At 64.2% G+C, this 25,586-nt stretch carries 23 protein-coding genes; 12 read left to right on the top strand and 11 right to left on the bottom strand.

All coding sequences use genetic code 11. The annotated features are described in order from the left end of the window. Nucleotides 1-123 precede the first annotated feature (123 nt). The 8 genes from AC0L23_RS30505 to AC0L23_RS30470 all read left to right on the top strand — a co-directional run bounded on the left by AC0L23_RS30505 (nt 124) and on the right by AC0L23_RS30470 (nt 6,566). Nucleotides 124-1,395 (top strand): NAD(P)/FAD-dependent oxidoreductase, encoded by a 1,272-nt coding sequence (locus AC0L23_RS30505; protein ID WP_018457155.1) that lies wholly within the window; start codon nt 124-126, stop codon nt 1,393-1,395. Then, nucleotides 1,388-1,840, top strand: coding sequence for a sulfur oxidation c-type cytochrome SoxX (soxX, locus tag AC0L23_RS30500; protein WP_085362234.1), 453 nt, complete (start codon nt 1,388-1,390; stop codon nt 1,838-1,840). The genes AC0L23_RS30505 and soxX overlap by 8 nt, the downstream gene beginning before the upstream one ends. 8 nt (nt 1,841-1,848) lie before the next feature. Further along, the gene (locus AC0L23_RS30495; RefSeq protein WP_026233314.1) at nt 1,849-2,316 is read left to right on the top strand and encodes a SoxY-related AACIE arm protein; all 468 of its coding nucleotides are present in this window, start codon (nt 1,849-1,851) and stop codon (nt 2,314-2,316) included. Next, nucleotides 2,316-2,633 (top strand): thiosulfate oxidation carrier complex protein SoxZ, encoded by a 318-nt coding sequence (gene soxZ, locus AC0L23_RS30490; protein WP_018457158.1) that lies wholly within the window; start codon nt 2,316-2,318, stop codon nt 2,631-2,633. The genes AC0L23_RS30495 and soxZ overlap by 1 nt, the downstream gene beginning before the upstream one ends. Next, on the top strand, nt 2,630-3,409 hold the full coding sequence (gene soxA, locus AC0L23_RS30485; RefSeq protein ID WP_018457159.1) for a sulfur oxidation c-type cytochrome SoxA: 780 nt from the start codon (nt 2,630-2,632) through the stop codon (nt 3,407-3,409). The genes soxZ and soxA overlap by 4 nt, the downstream gene beginning before the upstream one ends. A gap of 78 nt (nt 3,410-3,487) precedes the next feature. Beyond that, nucleotides 3,488-4,810: an ABC transporter substrate-binding protein gene (locus tag AC0L23_RS30480; RefSeq protein WP_026233315.1), complete on the top strand. Its 1,323-nt coding sequence runs from the start codon at nt 3,488-3,490 to the stop codon at nt 4,808-4,810. Then, nucleotides 4,807-5,745 carry a carbohydrate ABC transporter permease gene (locus AC0L23_RS30475; RefSeq protein ID WP_085362233.1) on the top strand — a complete coding sequence of 313 codons (939 nt, stop codon included), beginning with the start codon at nt 4,807-4,809 and terminating at the stop codon, nt 5,743-5,745. The genes AC0L23_RS30480 and AC0L23_RS30475 overlap by 4 nt, the downstream gene beginning before the upstream one ends. Further along, nucleotides 5,742-6,566: a carbohydrate ABC transporter permease gene (locus AC0L23_RS30470; protein ID WP_085385891.1), complete on the top strand. Its 825-nt coding sequence runs from the start codon at nt 5,742-5,744 to the stop codon at nt 6,564-6,566. The genes AC0L23_RS30475 and AC0L23_RS30470 overlap by 4 nt, the downstream gene beginning before the upstream one ends. Here the strand turns inward: AC0L23_RS30470 and AC0L23_RS30465 are convergent, their stop codons facing one another. The 3 genes from AC0L23_RS30465 to AC0L23_RS30455 all read right to left on the bottom strand — a co-directional run bounded on the left by AC0L23_RS30465 (nt 6,567) and on the right by AC0L23_RS30455 (nt 10,108). Beyond that, nucleotides 6,567-8,222 (bottom strand): regulator, encoded by a 1,656-nt coding sequence (locus AC0L23_RS30465; RefSeq protein ID WP_085362231.1) that lies wholly within the window; start codon nt 8,220-8,222, stop codon nt 6,567-6,569. 10 nt (nt 8,223-8,232) lie between these two features. Then, nucleotides 8,233-8,934, bottom strand: a complete 702-nt coding sequence (locus tag AC0L23_RS30460) for a cysteine hydrolase family protein (RefSeq protein WP_085362230.1) — start codon at nt 8,932-8,934, stop codon at nt 8,233-8,235. A gap of 205 nt (nt 8,935-9,139) precedes the next feature. Beyond that, nucleotides 9,140-10,108: a hypothetical protein gene (locus tag AC0L23_RS30455; protein WP_085362445.1), complete on the bottom strand. Its 969-nt coding sequence runs from the start codon at nt 10,106-10,108 to the stop codon at nt 9,140-9,142. A 176-nt stretch (nt 10,109-10,284) separates the two neighbouring features. On the opposite strand from AC0L23_RS30455, the gene AC0L23_RS30450 reads away from it, so the two are divergent. After that, nucleotides 10,285-13,761 carry an indolepyruvate ferredoxin oxidoreductase family protein gene (locus tag AC0L23_RS30450; protein ID WP_085362229.1) on the top strand — a complete coding sequence of 1,159 codons (3,477 nt, stop codon included), beginning with the start codon at nt 10,285-10,287 and terminating at the stop codon, nt 13,759-13,761. Nucleotides 13,762-13,966: 205 nt separating this feature from the next. Here AC0L23_RS30450 and AC0L23_RS30445 read toward each other — a convergent pair whose 3' ends face one another. The 4 genes from AC0L23_RS30445 to AC0L23_RS30430 form a co-directional block, all read right to left on the bottom strand. Beyond that, entirely contained in the window at nt 13,967-15,691 is a 1,725-nt protein-coding gene (locus AC0L23_RS30445; RefSeq protein ID WP_085362228.1) for an FAD-dependent oxidoreductase, read from the bottom strand. Nucleotides 15,692-15,750: 59 nt separating this feature from the next. After that, nucleotides 15,751-16,770 (bottom strand): S1C family serine protease, encoded by a 1,020-nt coding sequence (locus AC0L23_RS30440; protein ID WP_085352074.1) that lies wholly within the window; start codon nt 16,768-16,770, stop codon nt 15,751-15,753. A 91-nt stretch (nt 16,771-16,861) separates the two neighbouring features. Then, nucleotides 16,862-17,311: a hypothetical protein gene (locus AC0L23_RS30435; protein ID WP_018457169.1), complete on the bottom strand. Its 450-nt coding sequence runs from the start codon at nt 17,309-17,311 to the stop codon at nt 16,862-16,864. A gap of 7 nt (nt 17,312-17,318) precedes the next feature. Next, nucleotides 17,319-18,917, bottom strand: coding sequence for a GMC family oxidoreductase (locus tag AC0L23_RS30430; RefSeq protein WP_085385892.1), 1,599 nt, complete (start codon nt 18,915-18,917; stop codon nt 17,319-17,321). Between the two features lie 196 nt (nt 18,918-19,113). On the opposite strand from AC0L23_RS30430, the gene AC0L23_RS30425 reads away from it, so the two are divergent. Next, nucleotides 19,114-19,902: a thermonuclease family protein gene (locus AC0L23_RS30425; protein ID WP_085362227.1), complete on the top strand. Its 789-nt coding sequence runs from the start codon at nt 19,114-19,116 to the stop codon at nt 19,900-19,902. A gap of 219 nt (nt 19,903-20,121) precedes the next feature. Here AC0L23_RS30425 and cyoD read toward each other — a convergent pair whose 3' ends face one another. Genes cyoD through AC0L23_RS30405 form a run of 4 tightly spaced genes read right to left on the bottom strand, consistent with a single transcriptional unit; the run spans nt 20,122 to nt 23,972 of the window. After that, on the bottom strand, nt 20,122-20,511 hold the full coding sequence (gene cyoD / locus AC0L23_RS30420) for a cytochrome o ubiquinol oxidase subunit IV (protein WP_018457172.1): 390 nt from the start codon (nt 20,509-20,511) through the stop codon (nt 20,122-20,124). Next, nucleotides 20,508-21,149, bottom strand: a complete 642-nt coding sequence (locus tag AC0L23_RS30415) for a cytochrome (ubi)quinol oxidase subunit III (RefSeq protein WP_018457173.1) — start codon at nt 21,147-21,149, stop codon at nt 20,508-20,510. Before AC0L23_RS30415 ends, cyoD begins: the two co-directional genes overlap by 4 nt. Further along, a complete protein-coding gene (gene cyoB, locus AC0L23_RS30410; RefSeq protein ID WP_085362444.1) occupies nt 21,149-23,149 on the bottom strand; it encodes a cytochrome o ubiquinol oxidase subunit I in 2,001 nt (666 codons plus the stop codon). Before cyoB ends, AC0L23_RS30415 begins: the two co-directional genes overlap by 1 nt. Then, on the bottom strand, nt 23,139-23,972 hold the full coding sequence (locus AC0L23_RS30405) for a cytochrome ubiquinol oxidase subunit II family protein (RefSeq protein ID WP_018457175.1): 834 nt from the start codon (nt 23,970-23,972) through the stop codon (nt 23,139-23,141). Before AC0L23_RS30405 ends, cyoB begins: the two co-directional genes overlap by 11 nt. A 231-nt stretch (nt 23,973-24,203) precedes the next feature. Between AC0L23_RS30405 and AC0L23_RS30400 the strand changes: the two genes are divergently transcribed. Both AC0L23_RS30400 and AC0L23_RS30395 read left to right on the top strand, forming a co-directional pair. Then, entirely contained in the window at nt 24,204-25,016 is an 813-nt protein-coding gene (locus tag AC0L23_RS30400; protein WP_085352071.1) for an SDR family NAD(P)-dependent oxidoreductase, read from the top strand. 14 nt (nt 25,017-25,030) lie between these two features. Then, nucleotides 25,031-25,585: a carboxymuconolactone decarboxylase family protein gene (locus AC0L23_RS30395; protein ID WP_085362226.1), complete on the top strand. Its 555-nt coding sequence runs from the start codon at nt 25,031-25,033 to the stop codon at nt 25,583-25,585. Nucleotide 25,586: the final 1 nt, after the last annotated feature.

Raw genomic sequence — 25,586 nt, 5'->3', positions numbered from 1 at the left:
CCCGGGGGGGGGCGCCAAACCCCCGCCGGTGGGGGCGGGGGCCCACCAAATATATCCCTGCCGGCGCTACCCCGCCGGGGGGGGCGCCACGCCCCGCCGCGGCACACTTTCCGGACAAGACTCATGAATGCGCCGGTGACACGGCGGGATGCCGTCCTCGGCATCGCCGCTGCGGCCACATCATTCGCCGCCCCTACGATCCTGCGCGCGCAATCGGCGGGCCGCGTCGTCGTGGTCGGCGGCGGCTTCGGTGGTGCGGCGTGCGCCCGCGCGCTGAAGCGCGCGCAGGCAAACTTGCAAGTCATCCTGATCGAACCCAGTACCGTCTTCACTTCCTGCCCGTTCAGCAACGAGGTGATCGCGGGTCTGCGCGAGATCGACGTGCAGCAGTTTGGCTATGACAAGGTCGCCGCCGAAGGCGTCACGGTGATCAGCCAAGCCGTAACCACAATCGAGCCGCAGCTGCGCAGCGTCGTGACGGCCGATGGCGTTGCGCTGCCCTATGATCGTCTCGTCCTCTCTCCCGGCATCGACTTCCATTTCGAGGCTCTGCCCGGCTACGACGACGCCACATCAGAAAAGATGCCGCATGCCTGGAAGGCCGGTGCGCAGACGCTATTGCTGCGTGGGCAGCTGGAGGCCATGCCGGACGGCGGCACTGTCGCCATTGCCATCCCCGCCAATCCCTCGCGCTGTCCGCCGGCGCCTTACGAGCGAGCCAGCCTGATCGCGCATTACCTGAAAACGACGAAGCCGCGCTCAAAGGTCTTGATTCTCGATGCCAAGGACACTTTCTCCCAGCAGCGGCTGTTCGAGAAGGCGTGGAAGGAGCTTTACGGGGACATGATCGAACGCATCGCTCTGTCGCAAGGCGGCCGCGTGACCTCGGTCGATCCTGCGACCAGGACCATCGTCACCGAATTCGGCAATTACACCCCCGACGTCGCCAACGTCATCCCGCCGCAGCGTGCCGGACGCATCGCTGAGGTCGCGGGCGCGGCGGATGCCACCGGCTGGTGCCCGATCGATCCCGTTACCTTCGAATCGAAACTTGTCCCGAACATCCACGTCATCGGCGATGCCTGCCTCGGCGGGGGCATTCCCAAATCGGCATCCGCGGCAAGCGCACAGGGCAAGGCCTGCGCTTCCGCGATCGTGAACCTCCTTGCCGGCCGCGCACCAGAAACGCCGCGACTGACAGGCGTGTGCTACAACATTGTCGCACCCGGCTACGGCTTTTCACTCGCGGGCAATTACCAGCCCAGGGGCGACATCTTCGCCGAGGTCGAGGGCGGAGCGACCAGCCCGGCCGATGCGCCGCGCGAATTGCGCGCCCGCGAGGCGACTGAAGCCGAGCGCTGGTTTCGAGCCATCACGGCGGACACCTTTGGCTAGAACATCGGTCCATATCGCAGCGCTGATCGCCGCCAGTTGCGCCTTCGCCTGCCATGCAGGGGCCGAGGAGCTCCGGCACTACAACGTCGCCGGCGACGGCATCGCGGAATCGCTCACCGGCGCGCCCGGCGATGCCGCGCGCGGGCGCGCGCTGGTGCTCGCGCGCACGACGACCTGCATCCTGTGCCATTCCGGCCCCTTCCCGGAGACCCGGTTCCAGGGCGACCTCGCGCCTGACCTCTCGGGTGCGGGGAACCGCTGGACGGTGAGCCAGTTGCGGCTTCGACTGGTCGATGCGGCGCGCTTCAACCCGAAGACCATCATGCCGTCCTATTATCGCACCGATCACCTCGTGCGGGTCGGGCGAAACTTCGTCGGCAAACCGATCTTGTCCGCCGCCGAGATCGAGGACATCGTGGCTTTCCTTGCAACGCTTCGGGACTAGGACTGTTCATGCCGACCACGCGACGACAATTCCTGAACCTTGCTGGAAGCGTGACGGTCGCCGGGACGCTCCCGATCGTCACGCTGCGGCCGCTCGAGGCGACACCGGCGATGCTCACCGCCGCGATCCGCAACGTCGTCGGCGAAGCACCTGTACGCTCCGGCAAGGTGAAGCTCGACATTCCGCCGCTGGTCGAGAACGGCAACACGGTGCCGCTGACCGTGAGCGTCGCGAGCCCGATGACGGCGGACGACTACGTCAAGAGCATCCACGTCTTCAACGAGAAGAACCCGCAGCCGAACATCGGCAACTTCCATCTCGGCCCCTCCTCCGGCCGCGCCCAGATCTCGACCCGGATTCGGCTCGCGGATACCCAGAAGGTGGTGGCGATCGCGCGTCTTTCCGACGACACGTTCTGGCAGGTCACGACGGAAATCGTCGTGACGCTGGCCGCCTGCACCGAGGAGATGAACTGATGGCCGCGCTCATCAACGTTCCCGCGAAAGCCAGACGCGGCGAAATCGTCGAGATCCGCACGTTGACCTCGCACATCATGGAAACCGGCTTCCGCCATACGGCGGACGGCGCGCTGGTGCCGCGCGACATCATCACGAGCTTCACGTGCCGCTACAACGGTACCGAGATTTTTCGCGCCGATCTCTTCCCCGCGATCGCGGCCAATCCCTATCTGTCGTTCTTCACGGTCGCGAAGGAGAGCGGCAAGTTCGAGTTCGAATGGATCGGCGACAACGGCTATTTGTCCAGCGCATCGGCGTCGATCACGGTCGAATGAGTTTTTGGCGCGCGATATCGGCCGCGGCGTTCCTCGCCACGGCCCCTGCCCTGCTCGCCGGCGAGATTCCGCCGGACGCGCGCCGCTCCGGCTATTCGTTCATGGGGCCCGACACCCGCGCGATGCAGGATGACGACACCTCAAATCCCGGCATGCTGTTCGTGCTCGACGGCGAGGCGTTGTGGACGAAGAAGACCGGCAGCGCCGACAAGGCCTGTGCGGATTGCCATGGCGATGCACGCGGCAGCATGAAAGGCGTCGCGGCGCGCTATCCGGCCTTCGACAAGGCGCTGGCGCGGCCCGTCACGCTCGACCAGCGCATCAATCTGTGCCGCAGCAATCATCAACAAGCACCGGCGCTCCCCTACGAAAGCCGCGACCTGCTGGCCCTGTCCGCCTTCGTCGCGCATCAATCGCGCGGCATCACGATCACGGCCGGCGACGATCCGCAATTGAAGCCATTCGTCGAGCAGGGCCGCGACCTCTTCATGCAGCGCGAAGGGCAGCTCAACCTTGCCTGCACCAATTGCCACGACGACAATTTCAACAACCGGCTTGCCGGCGCGCCGATCACGCAGGGACAGCCGACCGGCTATCCGCTTTATCGGCTGGAATGGCAGACGCTGGGATCGCTGGAGCGCCGGCTACGCAGTTGCATGACGGGTGTCCGCGCCCAGGCCTATGATTTCGGCGCGCCCGAGCTGGTCGCGCTCGAACTCTATCTGATGTCGCGAGCGCATGGCTTGCCGATGGAAACGCCGGCCGTGCGGCCCTGAATTCCACAGATTAGGACTAGGCAGACGCGCAACGGCCGCTAGTATCCGCCCAAATTGAGTCACAGGGAGGGACCTCAAGTGGTCAACCACAAAATCTCGCGTCGTACGCTATTGACCGGCACTGCCGCAGCTGGCGCGCTCAGCCTGACGGGATTGCCGGCGCGCGCCGAGGTGAACTGGAAGAAATACGCAGGGACCAAGCTCGAGGTGATCCTTGCCAAGGGCCCCCGCGGCGACAACCTGCAAAAATACGTCAAGGAGTTCACCGAACTCACCGGCATACAGGTCGAAGCGGAGCAGATTCCCGAGCAGCAGCAGCGCCAGAAGGTGGTGATCGAGTTCACCTCGGGCCGTCCGAGCTTCGACGTCGTCCATCTCAGCTACCACGTGCAGAAGCGGCAGTTCGAGAAGGCCGGCTGGCTCGCCGACTTGACGCCCTTCATGAAGGACCCGGCGCTGACCGCGCCCGATCTCGTCGAGAGCGACTTCTCGGCCGCGGGCCTGCAATATGCCAGGAACGACAAGGGCCAGATGCTGTCGCTGCCCTGGTCGGTCGATTATTTCATCCTCTATTACAACAAGGAGCTGTTCGAGAAGAAGGGCGTCGCCGTTCCCAAGACCCTCGACGAGATGGCTGCGGCCGCCGAGAAGCTCACCGATACCAAGGAAGGGATTTACGGCTTTGTCGGGCGCGGCTTGCGCAATGCCAACATGGCGATGTGGAGCAACTTCTTCCTCAATTATGGCGGGGAATTCCTCGACGCCAAGGGCAACATCCTGACCGATGGTCCGGAAGCGATTGCCGCGACCAAGCTGTATCAGACGCTCCTGACGAAATCGGCACCGCCCGGCGTCGCCGGCTTCAACTGGATGGAGTCGATGGCCTCGTTCACGCAAGGCCGATCCGCGATGTGGATCGACGGCGTCGGCTGGGCGCCACCGCTGGAGGATCCGGCCGCCTCGCGCGTTGTCGGCAAGGTCGGCTACACCGTCGTGCCCGCTGGCCCCAAGGGCCAATATTCCTCGACCTATGGCGACGGCATCGGCGTTGCCGCTGCGAGCAAGAACAAGGAAGCCGCCTATCTGCTCTGCCAATGGGTGGTCTCGAAAACCCAGGGCGCGCGGCTGCTGCAGGCCGGCGGCGGCGTACCGTTCCGCAATTCGATCCTCGGCGATCCCGAGGTCCAGAAGGGCGTCAAGACCAAGGAATGGCTGCAATCGGTGATCGATTCCGGCAAGATCAGCAAGCTGGGCCTGCCCGTCGTGATTCCGGTCGCCGAATTCCGCGACATCGTCGGCGCCGCGGTCACTGCGACCTTGTCCGGCGCCGATCCTGCCGCCGAGCTGAAGAAGGCCAACGATCAGTACCGGCCGATCCTGGAGCGTAGCGAGAAGGCGTGAGTGCGTTGACACAATCGACTCCGGGCGCGGCACAGTCTGATGCCGCGCCGGAGAAGGAGTTGCGGCCGCCGTCCTACTGGCCGTTCGTGGTCCCGGCGCTGGTCGTCGTGATCGCGATCATCATCTTTCCGTGGGTCTTCACGATCTGGATGAGCCTGAACGAATGGAAGGTCGGCTCGTCGACCACCTTCGTTGGCTTGTCCAATTATCTGCGGTTGACGAGCGATCCCCGCTTCATTGAGGCCATCGGACATACACTGGTCTACACCGCACTCTCCGTGCTGCTGCCGCTCGTGCTCGGCACGTTTGCGGCCGTAGTGTTTCACCAGAAATTCCCTGGCCGCGGCTTTCTGCGCGGCGTCTTCATCATGCCGATGATGGCGACGCCGGTGGCGATCGCGCTGGTCTGGACCATGATGTTCCACCCGCAGCTCGGCGTACTGAACTATCTGCTGTCACTGGTCGGAATCCCCGCGCAGCTCTGGGTATTCCATCCCGCGACCGTCATTCCCTCGCTGGTGTTGGTCGAGACCTGGCAATGGACGCCGCTGGTCATGCTGATCGTGCTCGGCGGCCTGGCAGCGATCCCGACCGAGCCTTACGAAAGTGCACAGATCGACGGCGCCAGCATCTGGCAGGCGTTCCGCTTCATCACCCTGCCGCTGATCATGCCGTTCCTGTTCATCGCCGGCATGATCCGCATGATCGATGCCGTGAAGAGCTTCGACATCATTTTCGCGATCACGCAGGGCGGTCCGGGATCGGCGTCGGAGACGATCAACATCTATCTCTACAGCGTCGCCTTCTCCTATTACGACCTCGGCTACGGCTCGGCGATCGCGGTCGTGTTCTTCCTGCTGATCGTTCTGCTCGCGGCGGTGATGCTTTATGCACGCCAACGCATGCTGTGGACCGAGATCGCGAGCGGCACATGAGTCCAAGGCAAATCATGGGCAAGATCGGCCTGTGGTTCTCGGTGTTCCTCATCGTGTCGCCGGCGATCCTGTTCTTTCTCTGGATGCTGTCGCTGTCGCTCAAATTCGAGATCGACAACGCCACCTACCCGCCGGTGTTCTTTCCCGAGCATGTCGCCTGGAAAAACTATGCCGACGTGCTCGCCTCCAACCGCTTTCTGACCTATTTCATCAACAGCCTGATCGTCACCGGCAGTGCGACGCTGCTTGCCCTGCTCGTCGGCGTTCCCGCCGGCTACGGCATCGCACGCATGGCCGCGCATAAATCCGCGATCGTGATCCTGATCGCCCGCATCACGCCGGGCCTGTCCTATCTGATCCCGCTGTTTCTCATGTTCCAGTGGCTGGGACTGCTCGGCACGCTGGTGCCGCAGATCATCATCCACCTCGTGGTCACGGTGCCGATCGTGATCTGGATTATGATCGGCTATTTCGAGACGACGCCAATGGAGCTGGAAGAAGCAGCCCTCATCGACGGCGCCACGCGCTGGCAGGTCTTCCGCCATGTCGCGCTGCCGATCGCCAAGCCTGGCATCGCGGTCGCTTTCATTCTCGCCGTGATCTTCTCCTGGAACAACTTTGTCTTTGGCATCGTGCTGGCCGGACGCGAGACACGCACCTTGCCAGTCGCGGTCTACAACATGATCTCGTTCGACCAGTTGAGCTGGGGGCCGCTCGCGGCCGCCGCGCTGATCGTCACCCTTCCGGTGCTGCTGCTCACGGTGTTCGCCCAGCGACAGATCGTCGCCGGGCTCACCGCGGGTGCCGTCAAGGGCGGGTAGCTACTCCGCCGGTGCCGCGTGCATGTCCGCGTGCGGCATGTAGGACTCGCTCGCGCCGAGCCGGCTGGCCGCGAACAAACCGGCGGCCATCACGGCATAGGCGAACGCGACCGCTGGCGTGACGCCAAAGCCGCCGCCGATGCCGACGGCTTCGCCGTGCATGAAGCCGAAGTAGGTCAGGACCGCACCAACCAGCGCAAACGCCGAGGCCTTCTCGAAGTCGCGCTCGATGATGAAGACACCGATCGCACCCAGGATCAGGCCGCCGAGGATGGAGCCGCCGCCCATCACTTCGAGTCCGTGATAGAACACGCCCTGCTGAGGCAGTGCTGCGATCGCCGCAGCCTTGACCGCGTCGGCCTTGTCGGCGGCCATTCCGCCGACGGTCGCAGCCGCGTTCATGGTCGAGCCCAGCATGGTGTCGATCTGGAGCTTGGCCCAGGCGGCCAGATGCGGCGTCAGCGCCAGCACGATCGCGGGCGCGTGCTTGACCGGCGTGGTCTGGAACGCCTGCGCGCCGATCAGCATGCCGATATAGAGCAAGATTGGCGAGATCGCGACGACAGGGACCAGCGCCAGCAGCACCGAGATGATGCCGAACCAGGCCAGCACCACCACCATGATGCCGGTCGCAGCCGAGTAACCGATGCGGCCGCCCATCGCCTTCCAGCCGGGATGGCCGATATAGACGGCGTTGATGAAGGGATTGCCCATCAGGCAGCCAATCAGGCTGACGATTCCGTCGGCGGTGAGCACGCGCGTGGTCGGATATTCGTCGCCGGCGGCCTCCGCGCTCTCGACATTGTCCATGGCCTCGACGAGATCATAGATGCCGAACGGAATGGCGGTAACCAGAATGATTCCGAGGAATTCGAAACCGGAGAAAACGTAGCCTACCGCCGGGATCGGCACCGAGAAGCCGAAATTGGCAAAGGCATCACCGACGCCTTTGACGCTCAGTCCACCGAGACCGAGGCCGAACAGGTTCGAACCCCATGCGATGACCATGCCCACCGCGATCGCGACGAGACCGGCGGGAATGCCGCGCCAATATTTCACGCCACCGAACCAGCTCACCAGAATGATGGCGAAGCAGACCAGGCCAATCTGCGGAGTCATGTACATTTCGAGCGCCGGCCGCATCGAGATGAAGGTGACGGATACGCCGGCGAGCGTACCGAGCAGCGCCGCGCGCGGTGTGATTTTTCGAATGAACGGCGCGATGAAGCCGCCGATCATCAGGATGAAGCTCTGGAAGAACACCCAGACCAGGCCCGCCGACCAGCCCTTGAGCGGATCGCCGGTCTTGATCGTGATCGGCAGCATGATCACGAAGGTGACGATGAACATGTGCGGTACGCTGACGCCTGACGGTAACGCACAGACGTCGTTGCGGCCGGTCGTCTGTGCCAGACGATAAGCGAGGAACGCGTAGTAGAAGGTGGAAAGGCACATCATCAGCCCGAGTGCGGGAAGGATGCGGCCGAACACCAGTGAGTCGGGCATCTTCAACACGAAGCGCAACAGGCCTGTGAGCACCAGCATGTTGACGAGGATGTTGGTGCCGAAGCCGAAAAACGCGTTCCAGTCGCCCGGTGTCCATAGTGCTGGCTTGAACTCGGAGGTGCCGGCCGTCCCTGTCGTGCCTGTGCTCATCGTGATGCCCCTACGCTGATGTGGAAATCTTCATCGCCTCCAGAACCGCGGCTGAGCTTGCAACCCAGCCGAAGATGCCGCCCTGGGCCTTGATCATCTTCAAGCCCATCTCGTGAAATTCGGGGAAGTAGGATGCGCAGCCGTCCGAGATGACGACGCAGCGATAGCCGCGGTCATTGGCCTCGCGCACGGTGGTGTTGACGCACACCTCGGTGGTGACGCCGCACACCAGCAGATTCTCGACGCCGTATTTCTCCAGCACGTCGGTGAGCTCGGTGGCGTAGAACGCGCCCTTGCCGGGCTTGTCGATCACGATCTCGCTGTCGAGCGGGTAGAGCTCCGGGATGATGTCGTGGCCGGCCTCGCCGCGAATGAGAATGCGGCCCATCGGACCGGGGTCACCGATGCGCAAGGATGGCGCGCCGCGCTCGACTTTCGCCGGCGGCGCGTCGGAGAGATCGGGCAGATGGCCCTCGCGCGTGTGGATCACCAGCATGCCGGTCTCCCGCGCCGCCTTCAGCACCGCACCGATCGGCTTCACCGCGCGCGCGAGCTGGCTGACGTCGTTGCCGAGCGTCTCGCCGAAGCCGCCAGGCTCCATGAAGTCGCGCTGCATGTCGATGATGAGGAGCGCGGTAGCCGACCAGTCGAGCTTGACCGGCTCCGGTTCGGCGATGATGACACCCAATGTCGGCTTGGTTGAGTTCAACATGACTCAAGGCCCCCGCGAGAACTCTCGTTGCCCGGAGTTCTGCAAGCGCCGTGCCATTGTGTACAATGGCAATCGGGCGGACAGCGCGGGAAAATTTCCTGCGCCGTCAGAATGTTATGAGGAAAGCCGGGGTCTGCTTATTCGCTGTGCGGCGGCTTTTGCGACGTGCATTTGCCCAAAGGATGAGCGACAACGAAGCTCGCTTCTACCGGGCAGTATCTCCGTACAGCCGTCGATATTCTTCCTCATACGGCGCGTAAGAATCCTTCAGCGTCGCCATGTTCAGCAGCATGGTCGCCACCACCGAATTCGTCTTGTCGAACACGCGCGTCTTCACCCAGGCGCTCTCGGTGCGTCGGCTGCCGGAGAGCGCGACGACCTCGCGCTCGACTTCGTAGTCCTCGTCCACAAACAGCGGGCCCCTCACCAGCCTGATCTCCTGGTCGGCGAACAGGCCGACGGCCGGGCCCTTGGCCGGGAGAGGATCGTCCTTGGAGCGGTACTGGAACAGCACGCTCAGCATCTCCATCGGGATGATCGCCCTGCCCCACGGATTCGCAGAAGGATTGCCGGCGCCTGAATAATACGGCGAGGTCTCGGTGATGACGGCGAGCTTCTGCCGCAGCGAGAACGGATAGAGCTCGCCCATGATCTGGTCGAACGCCATCCGCACCGCCTGGCGCCGGCTCGTCTGCGCCACCTTCACGTCGCGCAGGATCACGGGATCAGTGAGCGGCTTGAGTTCGCCAAGGCGCGCCTCCAGCGCGGTTGCGGCCTGCGGTTCTCCGACCGAAGCCGTGCCGCGCAGCACCTCCGTGCCGTCGCGCTTCACCATCTGGATCTGGCAGTGGCTGGTGCCGGGCAACGGCTTCGACAGGATCGCCTGCACCGCCTCGCCTTCGTAACAGACGCTGCGGTAGTGCGCGGAGAGGCATCCGCTCTCGAACCAGACCTGTCCCCACAAACGCGCGCCGAGCGGAGCAAACTGGCTGAAATGGGTCGGGCCCTCGATGGTGCCGCCCTTGAAGCCGAGCTTCTGCGCGGTGGCGTCGTCGTGGATCGAGGCGTGCGCGTCGTAGGTTTGGGATTGCAGCATCTGACGCGGCTGACGCCACGGCCCGATCAGAGCGCCGTCGGTCTCCGTGATCTCGGTATCGAACACTTGTGCCGTCATGGTGTCCTCCGCAAGCAAGCCATGACTAGCAGGAGCGCCACGGATGCGGCCAGCGATATTGACTTCGCCTGTGCATGCCCTTGACTGTCACAATTCGCGTCGCGCAGCCGCTCCTCCCTCCCGCAGCGCAAACCCCAAGTCGAATAAGAGCCGACCAAGAGACGAGGACTTCCGAAATGACGCTGATGCAGGTCGAGCTGGACGACAAATACCGGCTCGAATCGAAGCGGATCTTCCTGTCCGGCACGCAGGCGCTGGTCCGGTTGCCCATGTTGCAGCGCGAACGCGATCGACTTCAGGGCCTCAACACCGGCGGCTTCATCTCGGGCTATCGCGGCTCCCCGCTCGGCATGTACGACCACGCGCTGTGGCGCGCGAAGTCATACCTCCAGCAGCACGACATTGCCTTCGTCCCCGGCCTTAATGAGGACCTAGCGGCGACCGCCGTCTGGGGCAGCCAGCAGGTCGGCCTGTTTCCCGGCGCCAAGGTCGATGGCGTGTTCGGCATCTGGTACGGCAAGGGGCCCGGCGTCGATCGCTCGGTTGACGCGCTCAAGCATGCGAATGCCGCCGGCACCTCGCTGAATGGCGGCGTACTCGCGCTTGCCGGCGACGACCATGGCTGCCAATCCTCGACACTGGCACACCAGAGCGAGCAGGTCTTCGCAGCGGCGCTGATCCCCGTGATCAACCCGGCGACGCTGCAGGATTATCTCGACCTCGGCCTTTACGGTTTTGCGCTGTCGCGCTTCTCCGGCTGCTGGGTCGGCTTCAAGGCGATCAGCGAAACCGTGGAGAGTTCGGCCTCGATCTACAGTGATCCCGAACGCATCCAGATTAAGCTCCCCGACGATTTCGAGATGCCGCCCGGCGGCCTCAACATCCGCTGGCCCGATCCGCCGCTGGACGCAGAGAGGCGCCTGTTCGGCCCGAAGATGGCGGCGGTGCAGGCCTTTGCGCGCGCCAACCAGCTCGACCGCATCGTGCTCGACTCCAGGCCGGCACGGCTCGGCATCGTCGCGACCGGTAAGGCTTATCTTGATCTGCGGCAGGCGCTGGCCGATCTGGGCATTTCCGACAAGGACGCGGAGGACCTTGGCCTGCGCATCTACAAGGTCGCGATGACCTGGCCGCTGGAAGAAAGCGGGGCCAAGCGCTTCGCCGAAGGGCTTCAGGACGTGCTGGTGGTCGAGGAGAAGCGCGGTTTCATCGAAGACCAGCTGATGCGCATCCTCTACAATATCGATGCGTCCAGGCGCCCAACCGTTACCGGGAAGCGCGACGAACGCGGCGCGCCGCTATTGCCGAGCGAGGGCGAGCTGACGCCGACCATCGTTGCATCCGCACTGGTGGCGCGGCTGCGCAAGCTCGGCCACCACAGCCCAGTGCTGGAGCAGCGCCTCGCCCGGCTCGAGGCCTTCGACACTCCTGTTCCGGCTTCCGGGCAAATCAAGCTCGCGCGCACGCCGTTCTTCTGCTCGGGTTGCCCGCACAACACCTCCACGCGCGTGCCCGAGGGAAGCCGAGCCATGGCCGGCATCGGTTGCCACGGCATGGCTCTGAGCATGCCGACGCGCCGCACCGATCTGATCTCGCATATGGGCGCCGAGGGCGTGAACTGGATAGGACAAGCGCCCTTCACGACCGAGCAGCACATTTTCCAGAATCTCGGCGACGGCACCTACACCCATTCCGGGCTGCTCGCCCTTCGCGCGGCATCGGCCGCCGGCATCAGCATCACCTACAAGATCCTCTACAACGACGCCGTCGCGATGACCGGCGGCCAGCCGGCCGAGGGCGGCTTCAACGTCGCCCAGATCGCGCATCAGGTCTGGGCCGAGGGCGTCAAGCGGCTCGCGATCGTCTCGGACGATCCGACCAAATACCCTGACACCAACTACTTCCCGCAAGGCGCGACCGTCCATCATCGCCGCGAGCTCGACGCCGTGCAGCGCGAGCTGCGCGACATCCAGGGTCTTACGGTCGTGATCTACGACCAGACCTGCGCCGCGGAAAAGCGCCGCCGCCGCAAGCGCGGGCTCTATCCGGATCCCGCCAAGCGCGCTTTCATCAACGAGCTCGTCTGCGAAGGTTGCGGCGATTGCTCGCAAGAGTCGAACTGCGTCTCGGTGCAGCCGCTGGAGACCGAGTTCGGCCGCAAGCGCCAGATCGACCAGTCGAACTGCAACAAGGACTTCTCCTGCGTCGAGGGTTTTTGCCCGAGCTTCGTCACCGTGCACGGCGGCACGCTCAAGCGGATCAAGACCTCGGCGGTGGATTCAGGCCAGTTGTTTGCCGACCTGCCGCTGCCACCCGCGCGTGAGCTGGACGCATCCTACAACATCCTCGTCACCGGCATCGGCGGCACCGGCGTCATCACCATCGGCGCGCTGCTCGGCATGGCCGCCCATGTCGACGGCCGCGGCTGCTCGGCGCTGGACTTCACCGGCCTGTCGCAGAAGAACGGCGCGGTGATGAGCCATGTGCGCATCGCCGCGAAGCCGGAAGACATCTCCGCGGTCCGGATCACGACGGGCGGCGCCGACGTCATCCTCGGCTGCGACATGATCGTCTCGGCCGGTCCCTCCGCGCTCAGTCGCGCCGAGCGCGGAACGACGAAAGCGTATATCAACGCCGACCTGCAGCCGACCGCGAGCTTCGTGCAAAACCCCGACCTCGATTTCGAGATGGGGACGATGCAGACCGTGCTGCGCGACGCCGTCGGCGACAAGAACCTCGACATCATCGATGCCACCGGCATTGCCTCGGCACTGATGGGCGATTCGATCGCGACAAATCCCTTCATGCTCGGCTTCGCCTTCCAGAAGGGCGCAATCCCGCTGTCGCTGGAAGCGCTGCTTCGCGCCATCGAGATCAACGGCGCCGCGATCGAAATGAACAAGCTCGCCTTCACCTGGGGACGCCTCGCCGCCCACGACATGTCGCGGGTGCGGAGCGTGCTGCAATTCAGGAGCCGAACCTCCGCGCCGACAAAGTCGCTCGACGACATCATCGCAACGCGCGCGGAGTTTTTGACCGGCTATCAGGACAGGGCCTACGCCGATCGCTACCTCGCCGCCGTCGCCAAGGTGCGCAAGGCGGAAGCAGCAACCTCGCCTGCTAGCACGGAGCTGACCGAGGCTGTCGCGAAAAACCTGTTCAAGCTGATGTCCTATAAGGACGAATACGAAGTCGCGCGGCTTTACACCGATGGCAGCTTCTCCAAGAAAGTCTCGGAGAAATTCGACGGCAACTTCAAGCTGAAGTTCTATCTGGCCCCGCCGATCTTCGCGCAGCGCGACAAGACGACGGGACACCTCCAGAAAAAGGAATTCGGCGGCTGGATGATTCACGCCTTCCGCCTCCTCGCCGGGCTGAAGTTCCTGCGTGGCGGCGCGTTCGACCCGTTCGGCCGCACCGAGGAGCGCCGCACCGAGCGGAAGCTGGTCGCGGATTATTTCGACATGATCGATCAGCGCATCGCCGGGCTGAAAGCGGAGCAGATCCCGCTGCTGACGAGGCTCGCGCGGCTGCCGGAGACGATCCGCGGCTTCGGGCATGTCAAGGAAGCCAACATCAAACTGGCGGCGGCGGAGAAGGCGCGGCTGGAAGCAGAACTGGAGAACAGCCGCTTTGCTGCGGCTGCGGAGTAGCGGAAGACTGGCGCTACATTCTCGGTGTCATCGCCCGCAAAGGCGGGCGATCCAGTACTCCGAGGTGGTTGTGATTAGTCCGATGGGCTGCGGCGTACTGGATGCCCCGCCTGCCGCCTACGCTAAAGCTTCGGCGCGCCCAGACTTCGACCTCGGCGAAGCCTTGGCGTAGCCGGGTCGCGGGGCATGACAGCGGTGGAAATGGCTAGACCAACGCTGTGGCCGCACTCGCCCCGGCCACACTCCCCTCCGCCAGATGCCTTCCTGCGATGTACCCGAACGTCAGTGCCGGTCCCAACGCGATCCCCGGCCCGGGACAATTGCCGTTCATGATCGAGCCCATGTCGTTGCCGCAGGCGTAGAGGCCCGCAACCGGCGTGCCGTCCTCGCGCAATACGCGCGCCTGGGCATCCACCTTCATGCCGATCGCCGTGCCGAGATCGGCCGGATAAATCCGCATCGCAAAGAACGGCGCGTAGAGGATGGGCGCGACGCAAGGGTTCGGCTTGTGGCTGATATCACCAAGGTGTCGCTGAGAGATGGTGCTGCCGCGACCGAACTCGGGATCGCGGCCGTCCTTCGCATCGGAATTGTAGTTTGCGATCGTCGCCGCGAGTATCGACGGCTTGATGCCGATCTTCGCTGCGACCTGCGCGATATCAGCGGCCTCGACCAACTCGCCGCTCGCCACATAGCGTCTGATATTGCGGGTGAACGGCTTGATGCGGCCTAGGCCGTAACTCCACAGGAACGGACGGTCGCAGATCAGATAGAACGGCCGGTCCGATTCGCCGTCACCGTCACGCAGCATCGCGAGCACGAACTCGTGGTAGGACAGCGCCTCGTTGGCGAAGCGCCGGCCGGCCGCATTGACCGCGATCACGCCGGGCTTGGCGCGGTCGGTCGCTGTATGCGGGAAAACACCACGGCTTCCATCGGCACGCCGGAACAGCGAGGCCGGCACCCAATAGGCCGGGCTCGTCGCATCCGTGTTGAGCGCTGCGCCGGTTACAGTCGCGAGGCGGAGCCCGTCACCCGTGGCGGACGGGTGGGTCGCCGAGATGAATCCGGCAGCGGGTGGGAAGAAGCGCTTGCGCAAGGTTGCGTCGTGCGAAAAGCCGCCGGTCGCCAGCACCACACCGCGCCGCGCGGCGATCAGGCGATCGCGCGAGCCATGACGGATAATTACCCCGCCGACCCGCTCGCCCTGCGTGGACAGGCCTTCGACGTCCGCACTGAAGAGGATCTCGACCTGCCGGGCCAGCAGCGAGGCATACAGCCGTGCGGCGAGTGCGTTGCCAAGCTGCAGCGTCGTGCCGCGCGGGCCGCGCAGCCGCTGCCACGCATGCTCCGAAACCAGCCGCGCCGCGCGAAGAGTCGAGCGCAGCGATCTTCCGGCCCGGTGCAAATGCGGGATGTCGAGGCGGTTGACCATCATCCCGCCGAACAGCGTGAACTCCGGCACCGGCGCGCGCAGCCGCGCGAATGCGGCCCCCAGCCGCGTGCCGTCGAAGACGACCGGCTCGAGCACGCGCCCGCCCGGCGTCGCGCCCAATCGCTCCGGATAATAGTCCGGACACGCTTCCACCGGCTGGAGCCGCACTTGCGTGTTGGCTTCGAGATAGGTGACCGCCTCCGGTCCGCGCGCGAGGAAAGCGGCGCGGAGGCCCGCATTGGCGGGCTCCGGCACTGTGCTCGACAAATATTGCACGGCGTCCGTTACGCTATCGGAGAGCCCCGCCTCTTCCATCTTGGCATTGGCGGGAATCCAGACCGTGCCATCGGACCACGCGGTGGTGCCGCCGACGAAAGCGGTCTTCTCGATCACCAACACGCGCAGGCCTTCGGCGGCGGCGACGGCCGCGGCCGTCATGCCACCGGCACCGGCGCCGACGACGATGACATCGTAGGTCTCATGCGCCGGCATCATGCGGCGGGGTTCCCGAAGCGAGGCATGACGCCGTCATACCCCGCTTAGGCGCCCACACGCTAGCGGGCCGGCTTGCGCTCGACCGGGTCGATATCGATCGCCCGCAGACGGCCGAGCCGCAGGACGTCCATGGCGAGCCGCCGGCCGATCCGGTCGCGGTCGAGCACACGGATCAGATCGTCGACGCCGTTGATCTCGACGCCGTCGAGGCCGATGACGACATCGCCGGACAACAGGCCCGCCTTCGCCGCCGGCCCGTCCGGCTCGATCTGCGCCAGCAGCGCGCCCATCTTGTTCTCGACACCCGCCAGCAACGCGTGCCGCCGCGGGATCGGCGCGGTCTGGCCGGCCACGCCGATATAGGCGCGACGGACATAGCCGTGGCGGATGATCTCCGACAGCACGAATTGCGCGGTGTTGCTGGCGACCGCGAAGCAGATGCCTTGCGCGCCGTTAATGATGGCGGTGTTGATGCCGATCACCTCGGCATTCGACGATACCAGCGGGCCACCGGAATTGCCGGGGTTGAGCGCAGCGTCGGTCTGGATCACGTCCTCGATGGTGCGGCCACTGACCGAGCGGATCGAACGCCCGAGCGCCGAGACCACGCCGGCGGTGACGGTCGATTCAAAGCCGAGCGGATTGCCGATCGCGATCACGAGCTGGCCCCGCCGCAAGGTCTTGGAGTTGCCGAGCGCCGCATAGGGCAAGTTCCTCACGCCATTGGCGCGAAGCAGCGCAAGATCAGTGTCGGGATCGACGCCGAGCACCCGGGCGTCGCCGACATGGCCCTCGACGTCGCGCAGCCGGATCTCCTTCGACGAGCCGACCACGTGGCTATTGGTGAGCACGAGCCCGTCCGGCGAGATCACGATGCCCGAGCCGAGCCCGCCGCGCTCGCGGCCGTTCGGCACTTTTGGTCCGGTCTCGACGCGCACGACGGCGGGACCAACGCGGTCGGTCACGTCGATCACGGCATTGGAATAGGCGTCCAGCAGGGCCCGGTCGTTGCCCGGGACAGCCGCTGTCGCTCGCGATGACGATCCGTCATCGGCGATATCTGAGGTAAAATCCAACATGGCAAGAGTCCTTGGGGCTCACACAGATGGTGGCCTGCTCCGTGAGGCGCAAGGGACCCGTCCAAGGCGCAAGGCTGGACTGCCCAGGTGGCTAGGGCGCCCGTCGCAGCGTGCCGGCCCTTGCCTTGACCGGGTCGAGCAGCGACCAGTCGCCATCCGGCAGCACATGGCCCTTGGGAAAAGGTGCGCGCGGCTCGATCCCGAGCGAGCCCAGCACACGGTCGTCGCGGTAGTAGCATTGCAGCACCACACGGACGAGCGTCGCGGCAGCCGGGCCGCCATGCCTGCGAAACTCCTGCGCCACCGCATCGCGCCTGGCAGCATCGAGCTCGGCCAACGGTTGGCCAGCAAGCCGCGCCAGATGGTCGAGCGCCGCCACCACCAGTTTGCTGTCCCGTCCCAACGTCGCCAGCATGTCAGCCTGGATCGCGGGATCGTCGGCGCCGGGCACCTTGTACTCTTCGCTGGCGGGAACGATCATCGCGGCGATGGCTCGGAGGTCGTCGCGCTGGGCGCGTGTCAGTTGGTTGTCTGCGGACATGATGGCCTCAGTCGAAGAGATTGGCGAGGCGCTGCTTCATCTGGTCGGCGATGTAGAGCGCGAGGGCCTGGATGGTGGACGTTGGGTTCGCGCCTCCTGAGGTGACGAAGATGCTGCCGTCAACGATGAAGAGGTTCTTCACATCGTGCGAGCGGCCCCATTCGTTGACGACGGAGCGTTCGGGGTCGGTGCCCATGCGTGCCGAGCCGAGCAGGTGCCAGCCGCCCCACGGGATCGGCGAGTTGACGCAGATGTCGCTCGCCCCCGCGGTTTCGAGAATCTCCCGCCCGCGCGCCAGCGCATGCTCCATCATCTTCCGGCTGTTCTCGCTGATCGTGTAGTCGATCTTCGGCGCGGGAATGCCGTGGCTGTCCTTCAAGACCGGATCGAGCGTGACCTGGTTATGCTCCTCCGGCAGGTCCTCGCAGATCGCGGAAAACCCGATCCGGTGGCCGTTGAGCTTGCGGAAGACGCGGTGATGATCGGCGCCCCACGGCAGAATGCCCTTCTGCTCGCTGACGACAGCCTCGAACACCGGCCCCGCGCCGCGCACGAACTGAACGCCATAGCCGCGCACGAAGCCGCGCGACAGGTCCGTGTCATACCATTCCTTGCTCCACAGGCAGGTCGGCGGCGCGCGGTTGCTATCGGTCGGCTCCTTCACATAGCCGTAGATCTGCGCATAGGGATGGAACATCAGGTTCTTGCCGACGAGGCCGGACGAATTGGCAAGCCCGTTCGGAAAGCGGTTCGATGCCGAATTCAGCAGCAGCCGCGGCGTGCCGACTCCGTTGCAGGCGACGATAACGACATGCGCCGGCTGAAACTGCTCGACGCCGTCCTTGTCGTAATAGACCACGCCGGTGGCCATGCCGCTCTCGTCGGTGGTAATCTCGCGCACACGGCAGTGCGTACGCAGCTCGACACCGGCGCGGACCGCATGCGGCCAATAGGTGATGTCGGTCGAGGATTTGGCGCCTTGCGCGCAGGCCGGCGTGCAATGGCCGAGATTGATGCAGCGCGCGCGGCCCTCGTAGTCCATGGTCGCGACCGTCGTATCCGACGGCCACCAGTGCCAGCCAAGCTTGTTCATGGTCTTGCCGATGATCGCTCCCGACAATCCCATCGGCTGCGGCGGCATCGGCGGATGCGTCAGCGGCGAGAGCGGGTCGCCCGACAGGCCGGACGTGCCCATCATCCGGTCGTTCTCTTCGAAGAACGGGGTCAGCGCCTCGTATTCGATCGGCCAGTCTTCGGCGACGCCGTCGAGCGTCCTCACCTTGAAATCGGAGGGATGCAACCGCGGCCAGTGCGCGGTGTACATCACCGTCGAGCCACCGACCGCATTGTAGTTGACGACCTTGATCGGCGAATTGTCGTCGTTGATCGGATAGTCCTCGGGCCGGCCGCGGACGTTGGGGCTTGACGACCACTCGCCGTAGAATTTGGCCTCCCAGTCCCGGCCCGTGCTGGGATATTCCGCCGGGTTCATCCAGCCGCCCTGCTCCACGCAGAGAATATGCATCTTGGTCTCGGCCAGCGACCATGCCACCGCCGCGCCTGAAGCGCCGGCGCCGATGATCAGGACGTCCACGGGGTCATTCATCGCAAATTTTTCCTCCCTTCGCCGCTTCCCGGGCGATTCGGCGTCCGCTCCGCGAGGCCGGCGAACGATAGGATCAGAGCTGCGGCCGAGTAAAGCCGCGGGGCCGGAATGTCGCACTTCGCGGGGCGCAGACCATTGGTATCGCCACATCCGGATGCTAGGAACAAGGCGCACGAGCCATCGATAGCGAGACCTTATGTCCTTCCGAAAATCCTTTGCCAGCGCCCGCGCTTTTGCGTTCGTTTGCTTTCTCGCCCTGTCCGGATTTCTGGGCACCACCGGCCCCGGCTCCGCGTTGACGGCCACCGCGACGGTCCGCGACGGCAACGCCGTTCAGCTCGGCGACGTCACCTACCGCCTCGAGGGCATCGACGCACCCGAGCTGGATCAGGTCTGCATCGACGATCACGCGGATCCCTGGACCTGCGGCATCGAGGCCCGCGACCAGCTCGCAAAGCTGATTGGCAAGCGATCGGTGCGTTGCGACGATGTCGGACCGGAAAAGAGTTTTGGCAAGCGGCACCGCGCGATCTGCACGGCCGAGGGCGACAAGACCAGCTTGAACGAGCAGCTGGTCAAGCTCGGCTATGCCATTGCTCGCGAGCCGGCCAAGGCGAACGTCAAGTCTGCCGCCGCCGACGCGAAATCAACCTCGGCCGGAATTTGGAAGGGCTGCTTTGTTGCACCGCAAGAATTCCGCACCGGCAAGAAGGACGGCGCGCTCCTGGGCGCCGCCTGCCGCGCCGACCGCGACAAGGAGATTCGCGCGGTGTTGTTTCCCGAGGATCTGACGATGCCGCCGAGCTGTGGCATCAAGGGCAAGCTTGCGGTGCGCGCGCGCGTGACCGGCAATATCGGCATCTACCATTTACGGGGCTGCCCGAGCTACCCCGCGACCACCAAGCCGGACCGCTGGTTCTGCTCGGAGGACGACGCCCAGGCTGCGGGCTTCCGCAAGGCCTACAATTGCCGGCGGCCAAAATAGCGAAGCTCATCACGCAGCCGTGAGCGGCAGCCGGAGACAGTATTCATCCGGAATTGAACTCTATCGGGAGTTGCTGCATTTGTAAGCGTACGCGAGCGCTTTGCGCGAGCGTTTCCTTAGCGGCAATCCGGCTCCGGCCCGATTGCTTTGCTCGGGCGTTTCCTCCCTAGACTTGGGCCGCTTGTCACAACAAGCGGCTCTTCTTTTTTGCACAATGCGCTAGCGGCGCATCGGCATGATCTGATCCATGGCCGGCATGTTCGCGTTCAGATGCGCCATGATCCAGACGGTGCCACCGACCACCAGGAACACCACCAGCAGCCCGAAGGCGAGCGCCAGCACGTTGTTGGTATTATCGGGGCCGGTGGTGATGTGCAGGAAGAACACGAGATGCACGCCCATTTGCGCGATCGCCAGCACGATCAGCGCGACGGGAATCGAAGGCTGCCAGACCAGATCCGTGCCCGCGATGAAGAACGACGTCGCCGTCAGCAGCAACGCGAGAACAAGACCGACCACGTAGCCGAGGATGCGCGTCCCGACACTGTGTTGCTCCTCATCGCCCGGCGCAAGATCATGGCCGGCCGGCATATGCGTCTGATCGCTCATACGCCACTCCCAAGCAAATAGACGACGGAGAAAACTCCGACCCAGACGATGTCGAGCGCGTGCCAGAACAGCGCAAAGCACATCATCCGGCGCAGCACGTCGGCACGAAAACCTTTTGCGAAGACCTGGGCCATCATGGTGAGCAGCCACAATATGCCGGCGGAGACGTGGAGGCCATGGCAGCCGACGAGGGAGAAGAACGAGGTCAGGAAAGCGCTGCGCGATGGGCCATAGCCGCGGGCAACGAGATCAGCGAATTCGCGAAACTCAATGACCAGAAAGATGAGGCCGAGCAAACACGTCACGGCCATCCCGAGATAGAACCACAGCCGGTTGCGCACATCGGCCGCGATGCTCGCCATGCCACACGTGAAGCTTGACAGCAGCAGGCAGACCGTCTCGATCGCGACGTTTCGCGGCTCGAATATCTCCGAACCCTTCGGGCCGCCGGCGGTCTGGTCGGCCAGCACCGCGTAGGCCGCAAAGAAGCAGGAGAACATCACGATGTCGGAGAGCAGGAAGATCCAGAAGCCATAGGCGGTCACGATGCGCTTCGGCGCCGGCCCGGGATGCTCGATAACGAGGCCGATGTGATGGGGATCGGCGTGCGCTCGGCCGGCGGTCGCGGTCATTGACATCAGACTGTCCCCGCCATGCTGACGAGGCTGCGCCGCTCCTCGAGGTTGACGCGGTCTATCGCCGCGACCTCCTCGGCCGGAATGACGTATTCGTCATGGTCGCGCCAGGCGAACACGACGAATGTCGCGAACGCACCGATACCGCCCAAAATCACCATCCACCAGATGTGCCAGATCAGCGCAAAGCCCATGACGGTGGCGAAGAACGCGCAGACGAACCCGGTCGGCGAGTTCCTGGGCATCTCGATGTCATGATACTCGGGCGCATCATGATCGAGCGATTGCTGCTTGGCATGAGCCTTCATGTCCCAATAGGCATCCTCGCCGCGCACATCGGGATTGAAAGCGAAGTTGAAAACGGGTGGCGGCGACGACGTCGCCCATTCCAGCGAGCGGCCGTCCCAGGGATCGCCAGTGCGGTCGCGCAGGGCCTCGCGGTTGCGGATGCTGACCACGAGTTGCACGATCTGGCAGATCACGCCGATCGTCAGCACGGCCATGCCGACCGCTGCAACCAGCATCCATGGCCGCCACGCCGCGACGTCATAGTGCTGCATGCGCCGTGTCATGCCCAGCATGCCGGCGACGTAGAGCGGGATGAAGGTGACGTAGAAGCCGAGGAAAGTGAACCAGAATGCGAGCTTGCCCCAGCGGTCGTTGAGGCGAAAGCCGAACGCCTTCGGGAACCAGTACTCGAAGCCGGCGAAGGCGCCGAACAGCACGCCGCCGATGATGACGTTGTGGAAGTGCGCGACCAGAAACATGCTGTTGTGGAGAATGAAATCGGCCGGCGGCACCGCGACCAGCACGCCCGTCAATCCGCCGATGATGAAGGTGACCATGAAGCCTATCGACCACAGCATCGGCGTCTCGAAGCGGATGCGTCCGCCATACATCGTGAACAGCCAGTTGTAGATCTTCACTCCCGTCGGTATCGCGATGATCATGCTGGCAATGCCGAAGATAGCGTTGACGTCGGGACCCGCTCCCATCGTGAAGAAGTGATGCAGCCAGACCATGAAGGAGATGACGCAGATCGCCATGGTCGCCAGCACCATCGAGCGATAGCCAAACAGCGCCTTGCCGGAGAAGGTCGAGACCACCTCGGAGAAGATGCCGAAGGCCGGCAGAACTAGGATGTAGACCTCGGGATGCCCCCAGGCCCAGATCAGGTTCATGAACATCATGACATTGCCGCCGGCCTCATTGGTAAAGAAGTGGAAGCCGAGATAGCGGTCGAGCAGCAGCATCGCGAGGGTGGCGGTCAAAATCGGGAAAGCCGCGACGATCAGGAGGTTCGAGGCCAGTGTGGTCCAGCAGAACATCGGCATGCGCAGATAGTTCATGCCTTTGGTGCGCAGCTTCAGCACCGTCGTCACGAGATTGATGCCGGCCACCAACGTGCCGACGCCGGAGATCTGCAGCGACCATGCGTAATAATCGACGCCGACGCCCGGCGAGTAGGACAGTTCCGACAGCGGCGGAAAGGCGAGCCAGCCGGTGCGGGCGAACTCGCCGATCACGAGCGAGAGATTGACCAGCAGCGCACCGGTCGCGGTCAGCCAGAAGCCGACCGAATTGAGCGTCGGGAAAGCGACATCTCGTACGCCAAGCTGGAGCGGCACGATGAGATTCATCAGTCCGATCACGAACGGCATCGCCACGAAAAAGATCATGATGGTGCCGTGCGCGGAGAATATCTGGTTGTAGTGCTCCGGCGGCAGATAGCCTTGCGACTGGTAGGCGACCGCCTGCTGAATCCGCATCATGATGGCGTCGCTGCCGCCGCGCAGCAGCATCACCGAGGCCAGCAGGATGTACATCACGCCGATCCGCTTGTGGTCGACGCTGGTGATCCACTCGTGCCAGAGATAGGGCAGATGCCCCTTCACCACGACCCAGGCCAGCACGCCGAGAATCCCGACCAACACCACGGCGCCTGCGATCAGCGGTATCGGCTGATCGAACGGAATGGCCGACCAATCGAGCTTACCGAGCATCATGGCCTCCACTGTGCGACCGGCCTGCTTCGGATGCGAGCTCCGGCCCCGGTCCCGGCGGAATGTGCTGGGTCGCGATCAGGTCGAACAGTCGGGGATCGTCGAGCCTGTAGCTTGGCCTGCCCTTTTCGACGCCCTGCTGCATCAGCTTCTTGTAGCTGTCCTCATTGAGGACAGCATCGCTCTTCGCCGTGGTCGCGACCCAGTCCGGAAAGGCGAGCGGCGAGACCACGTTGACGTCGAACATCATGTCCGGAAATCCGTCGCCGGAAAAATGCGCCGACAGTCCCTGCAGCTTGCCTTCGTTGTCGGCGCGTAGGTTCAGCTTCGTCACCATGCCGTTCATGGTGTAGATCATGCTGCCGAGCTGCGGGATGAAGAAGGTGTTCATCACGCTCGAGGACGTCAGCTGGAAATTCAGCTCGGCGCCTGCCGGCACCGTCAGCGTATTGACGGTGGCGATGCGCTGGTCCGGGTAGATGAAGAGCCATTTCCAATCGAGCGAGACGGCCTGGATGCGAACCGGGCTGCCGGTGCCGGGCACGGGTGCCGCGGGATCGAGCTGGTGCGAGCCGATCCAGGCGACGCCGCCGAGCAGGATCACCGTGAGCGCGGGGATCGCCCACACCACCATCTCGACGCGCCCGGAATAGACGAAGTCGGGCTGAAACTTTGCTTTGGGATTCGAGGCGCGAAACCAGAACGCAAAGGCCAAAATCGCGAAAATGGTCGGCACCACGATCGCGAGCATGATGAAGACGGAATCGACCAGGATGGTGCTGTTGGCCGCAGCCACAGGCCCTTGTGGATCGAGCAGATTCATCGGCAGGCCAATGACGGTTGGAAAGCCCCGGGGCAGAGCCTAGCGCGGGAAAGGCTCCGCAACAAACGCGATTGCGTGAGATCGGTTCCTAACGGCGCGGTCGATCGTTCGCCCTTCTCGCGCGGCGGCATGCAATTCCATGCGATGTCAATGACATGAAAGCGGGAGCCGGCCCTTCTCGCCGCTCCGCGCGATTGCTAGACTGCACGAAAATATTTGGGATGAAACGACATGCAGGGGCCCGAGGACGATCCCGGTCTCGCCGGCAAGGTGGCGCTGGTCAGCGGCGGGGGCGCTGCGGGCGACGGCATAGGCAACGGCCGCGCCGCCGCAATTCTACTGGCTCGCGCCGGCGCCAAAGTGCTGGTGGCCGATCGCGATCTCAAGCTCGCCGAACGCACCGTGGAGATGATCGCAGCCGAAGGCGGCACGGCCGCGGCGCATGGCGGTGACGTCACCAGGGAGAGCGATTGCAAGACACTGGTCGAAGCCGCGCTCGACCGCTGGGGCCGGCTCGATTTCCTCGACAACAATGTCGGCATCGGGAGCCGCGGCAGCGTGGTCGACGAAGCGCCCGAGCAATATCGCCGCGTCATGCAGGTCAATGTCGAGAGCATGTTCCTGCTCTCCAAGCACGCGATCCCTGCGATGATCCGGACCGCGCAGGGCGGTGCGATCGTCAACATCTCCTCGATCTCGGCGCTGCGGCCACGCGGGCTCACGAGCTATACGACCTCGAAGGCCGCCATCATCGGTCTCACCCGCGCGATGGCGGTCGATCACGGCCGCGAGAACATCCGCGTCAACTGCATCTGTCCCGGGCCGATGTACACGCCGATGGTCTATGCCCGCGGCATGAGTGAGCAGGCTCGCGTCCAGCGGGAAAAGGCATCCTTGCTGAAAACGGAAGGCACCGGCTGGGACGTCGGCCATGCCGTCAAATTCCTGCTCAGCAATTTTGCGCGCTACATCACCGGCCAGGTGCTGGTGGTCGACGGCGGCGTGACGCTACAAGCCCCCGAACGTGAATCACAAGAACACTGAAAGGAACATCAGGGATGGCTCGCCTGCCCTATCTCGAGGCCGACCAGGTCGCGCCCGAATATCGCGACATGCTCAAGCGCAACACCAATCTGCACAAGCTGCTGATCAATTCGCCGGATATGGCGCGCGCCTTCAACGGCATCGGCGGCTACATCCGCTTCAAGAGCAAACTCGACCCGCGCCTGCGGGAGCTTGCGATCCTCCAGGTCGGCTGGATGGAGAAGTCGGAATACGAGTTCACTCATCACGTGAAGATCGGCACGGAGTTCGGCGTCACCGACGATGACATCGCCGGCCTGATGGCGGAGACCGACGGTAGGCCCTCGACGCTCGAGCCACAGGCCAAGGCGATCCTGAAAGGTGCCCGCGAGATGGTGCGCGAACTCGCGATCTCGGATGTGACCTTTGCCGAGATCAAGCAGCATCTCTCGGACGAACATATGGTCGACCTCGTGCTGACCATCGCCTTCTATTGCGGCGTGGTGCGCGTGCTCGCCACCATGAAGATCGACAACGAGCCATATTACAAAGAGGTACTCCAGCAGTACCCGATTCCGGGAGTGAACTAAC

It is taken from the genome of Bradyrhizobium sp. MI1.4 (genome assembly GCF_055811315.1).
Note: the sequence above shows the minus strand (reverse complement) of the source record. Positions and strands in the feature narration are given on the sequence as shown.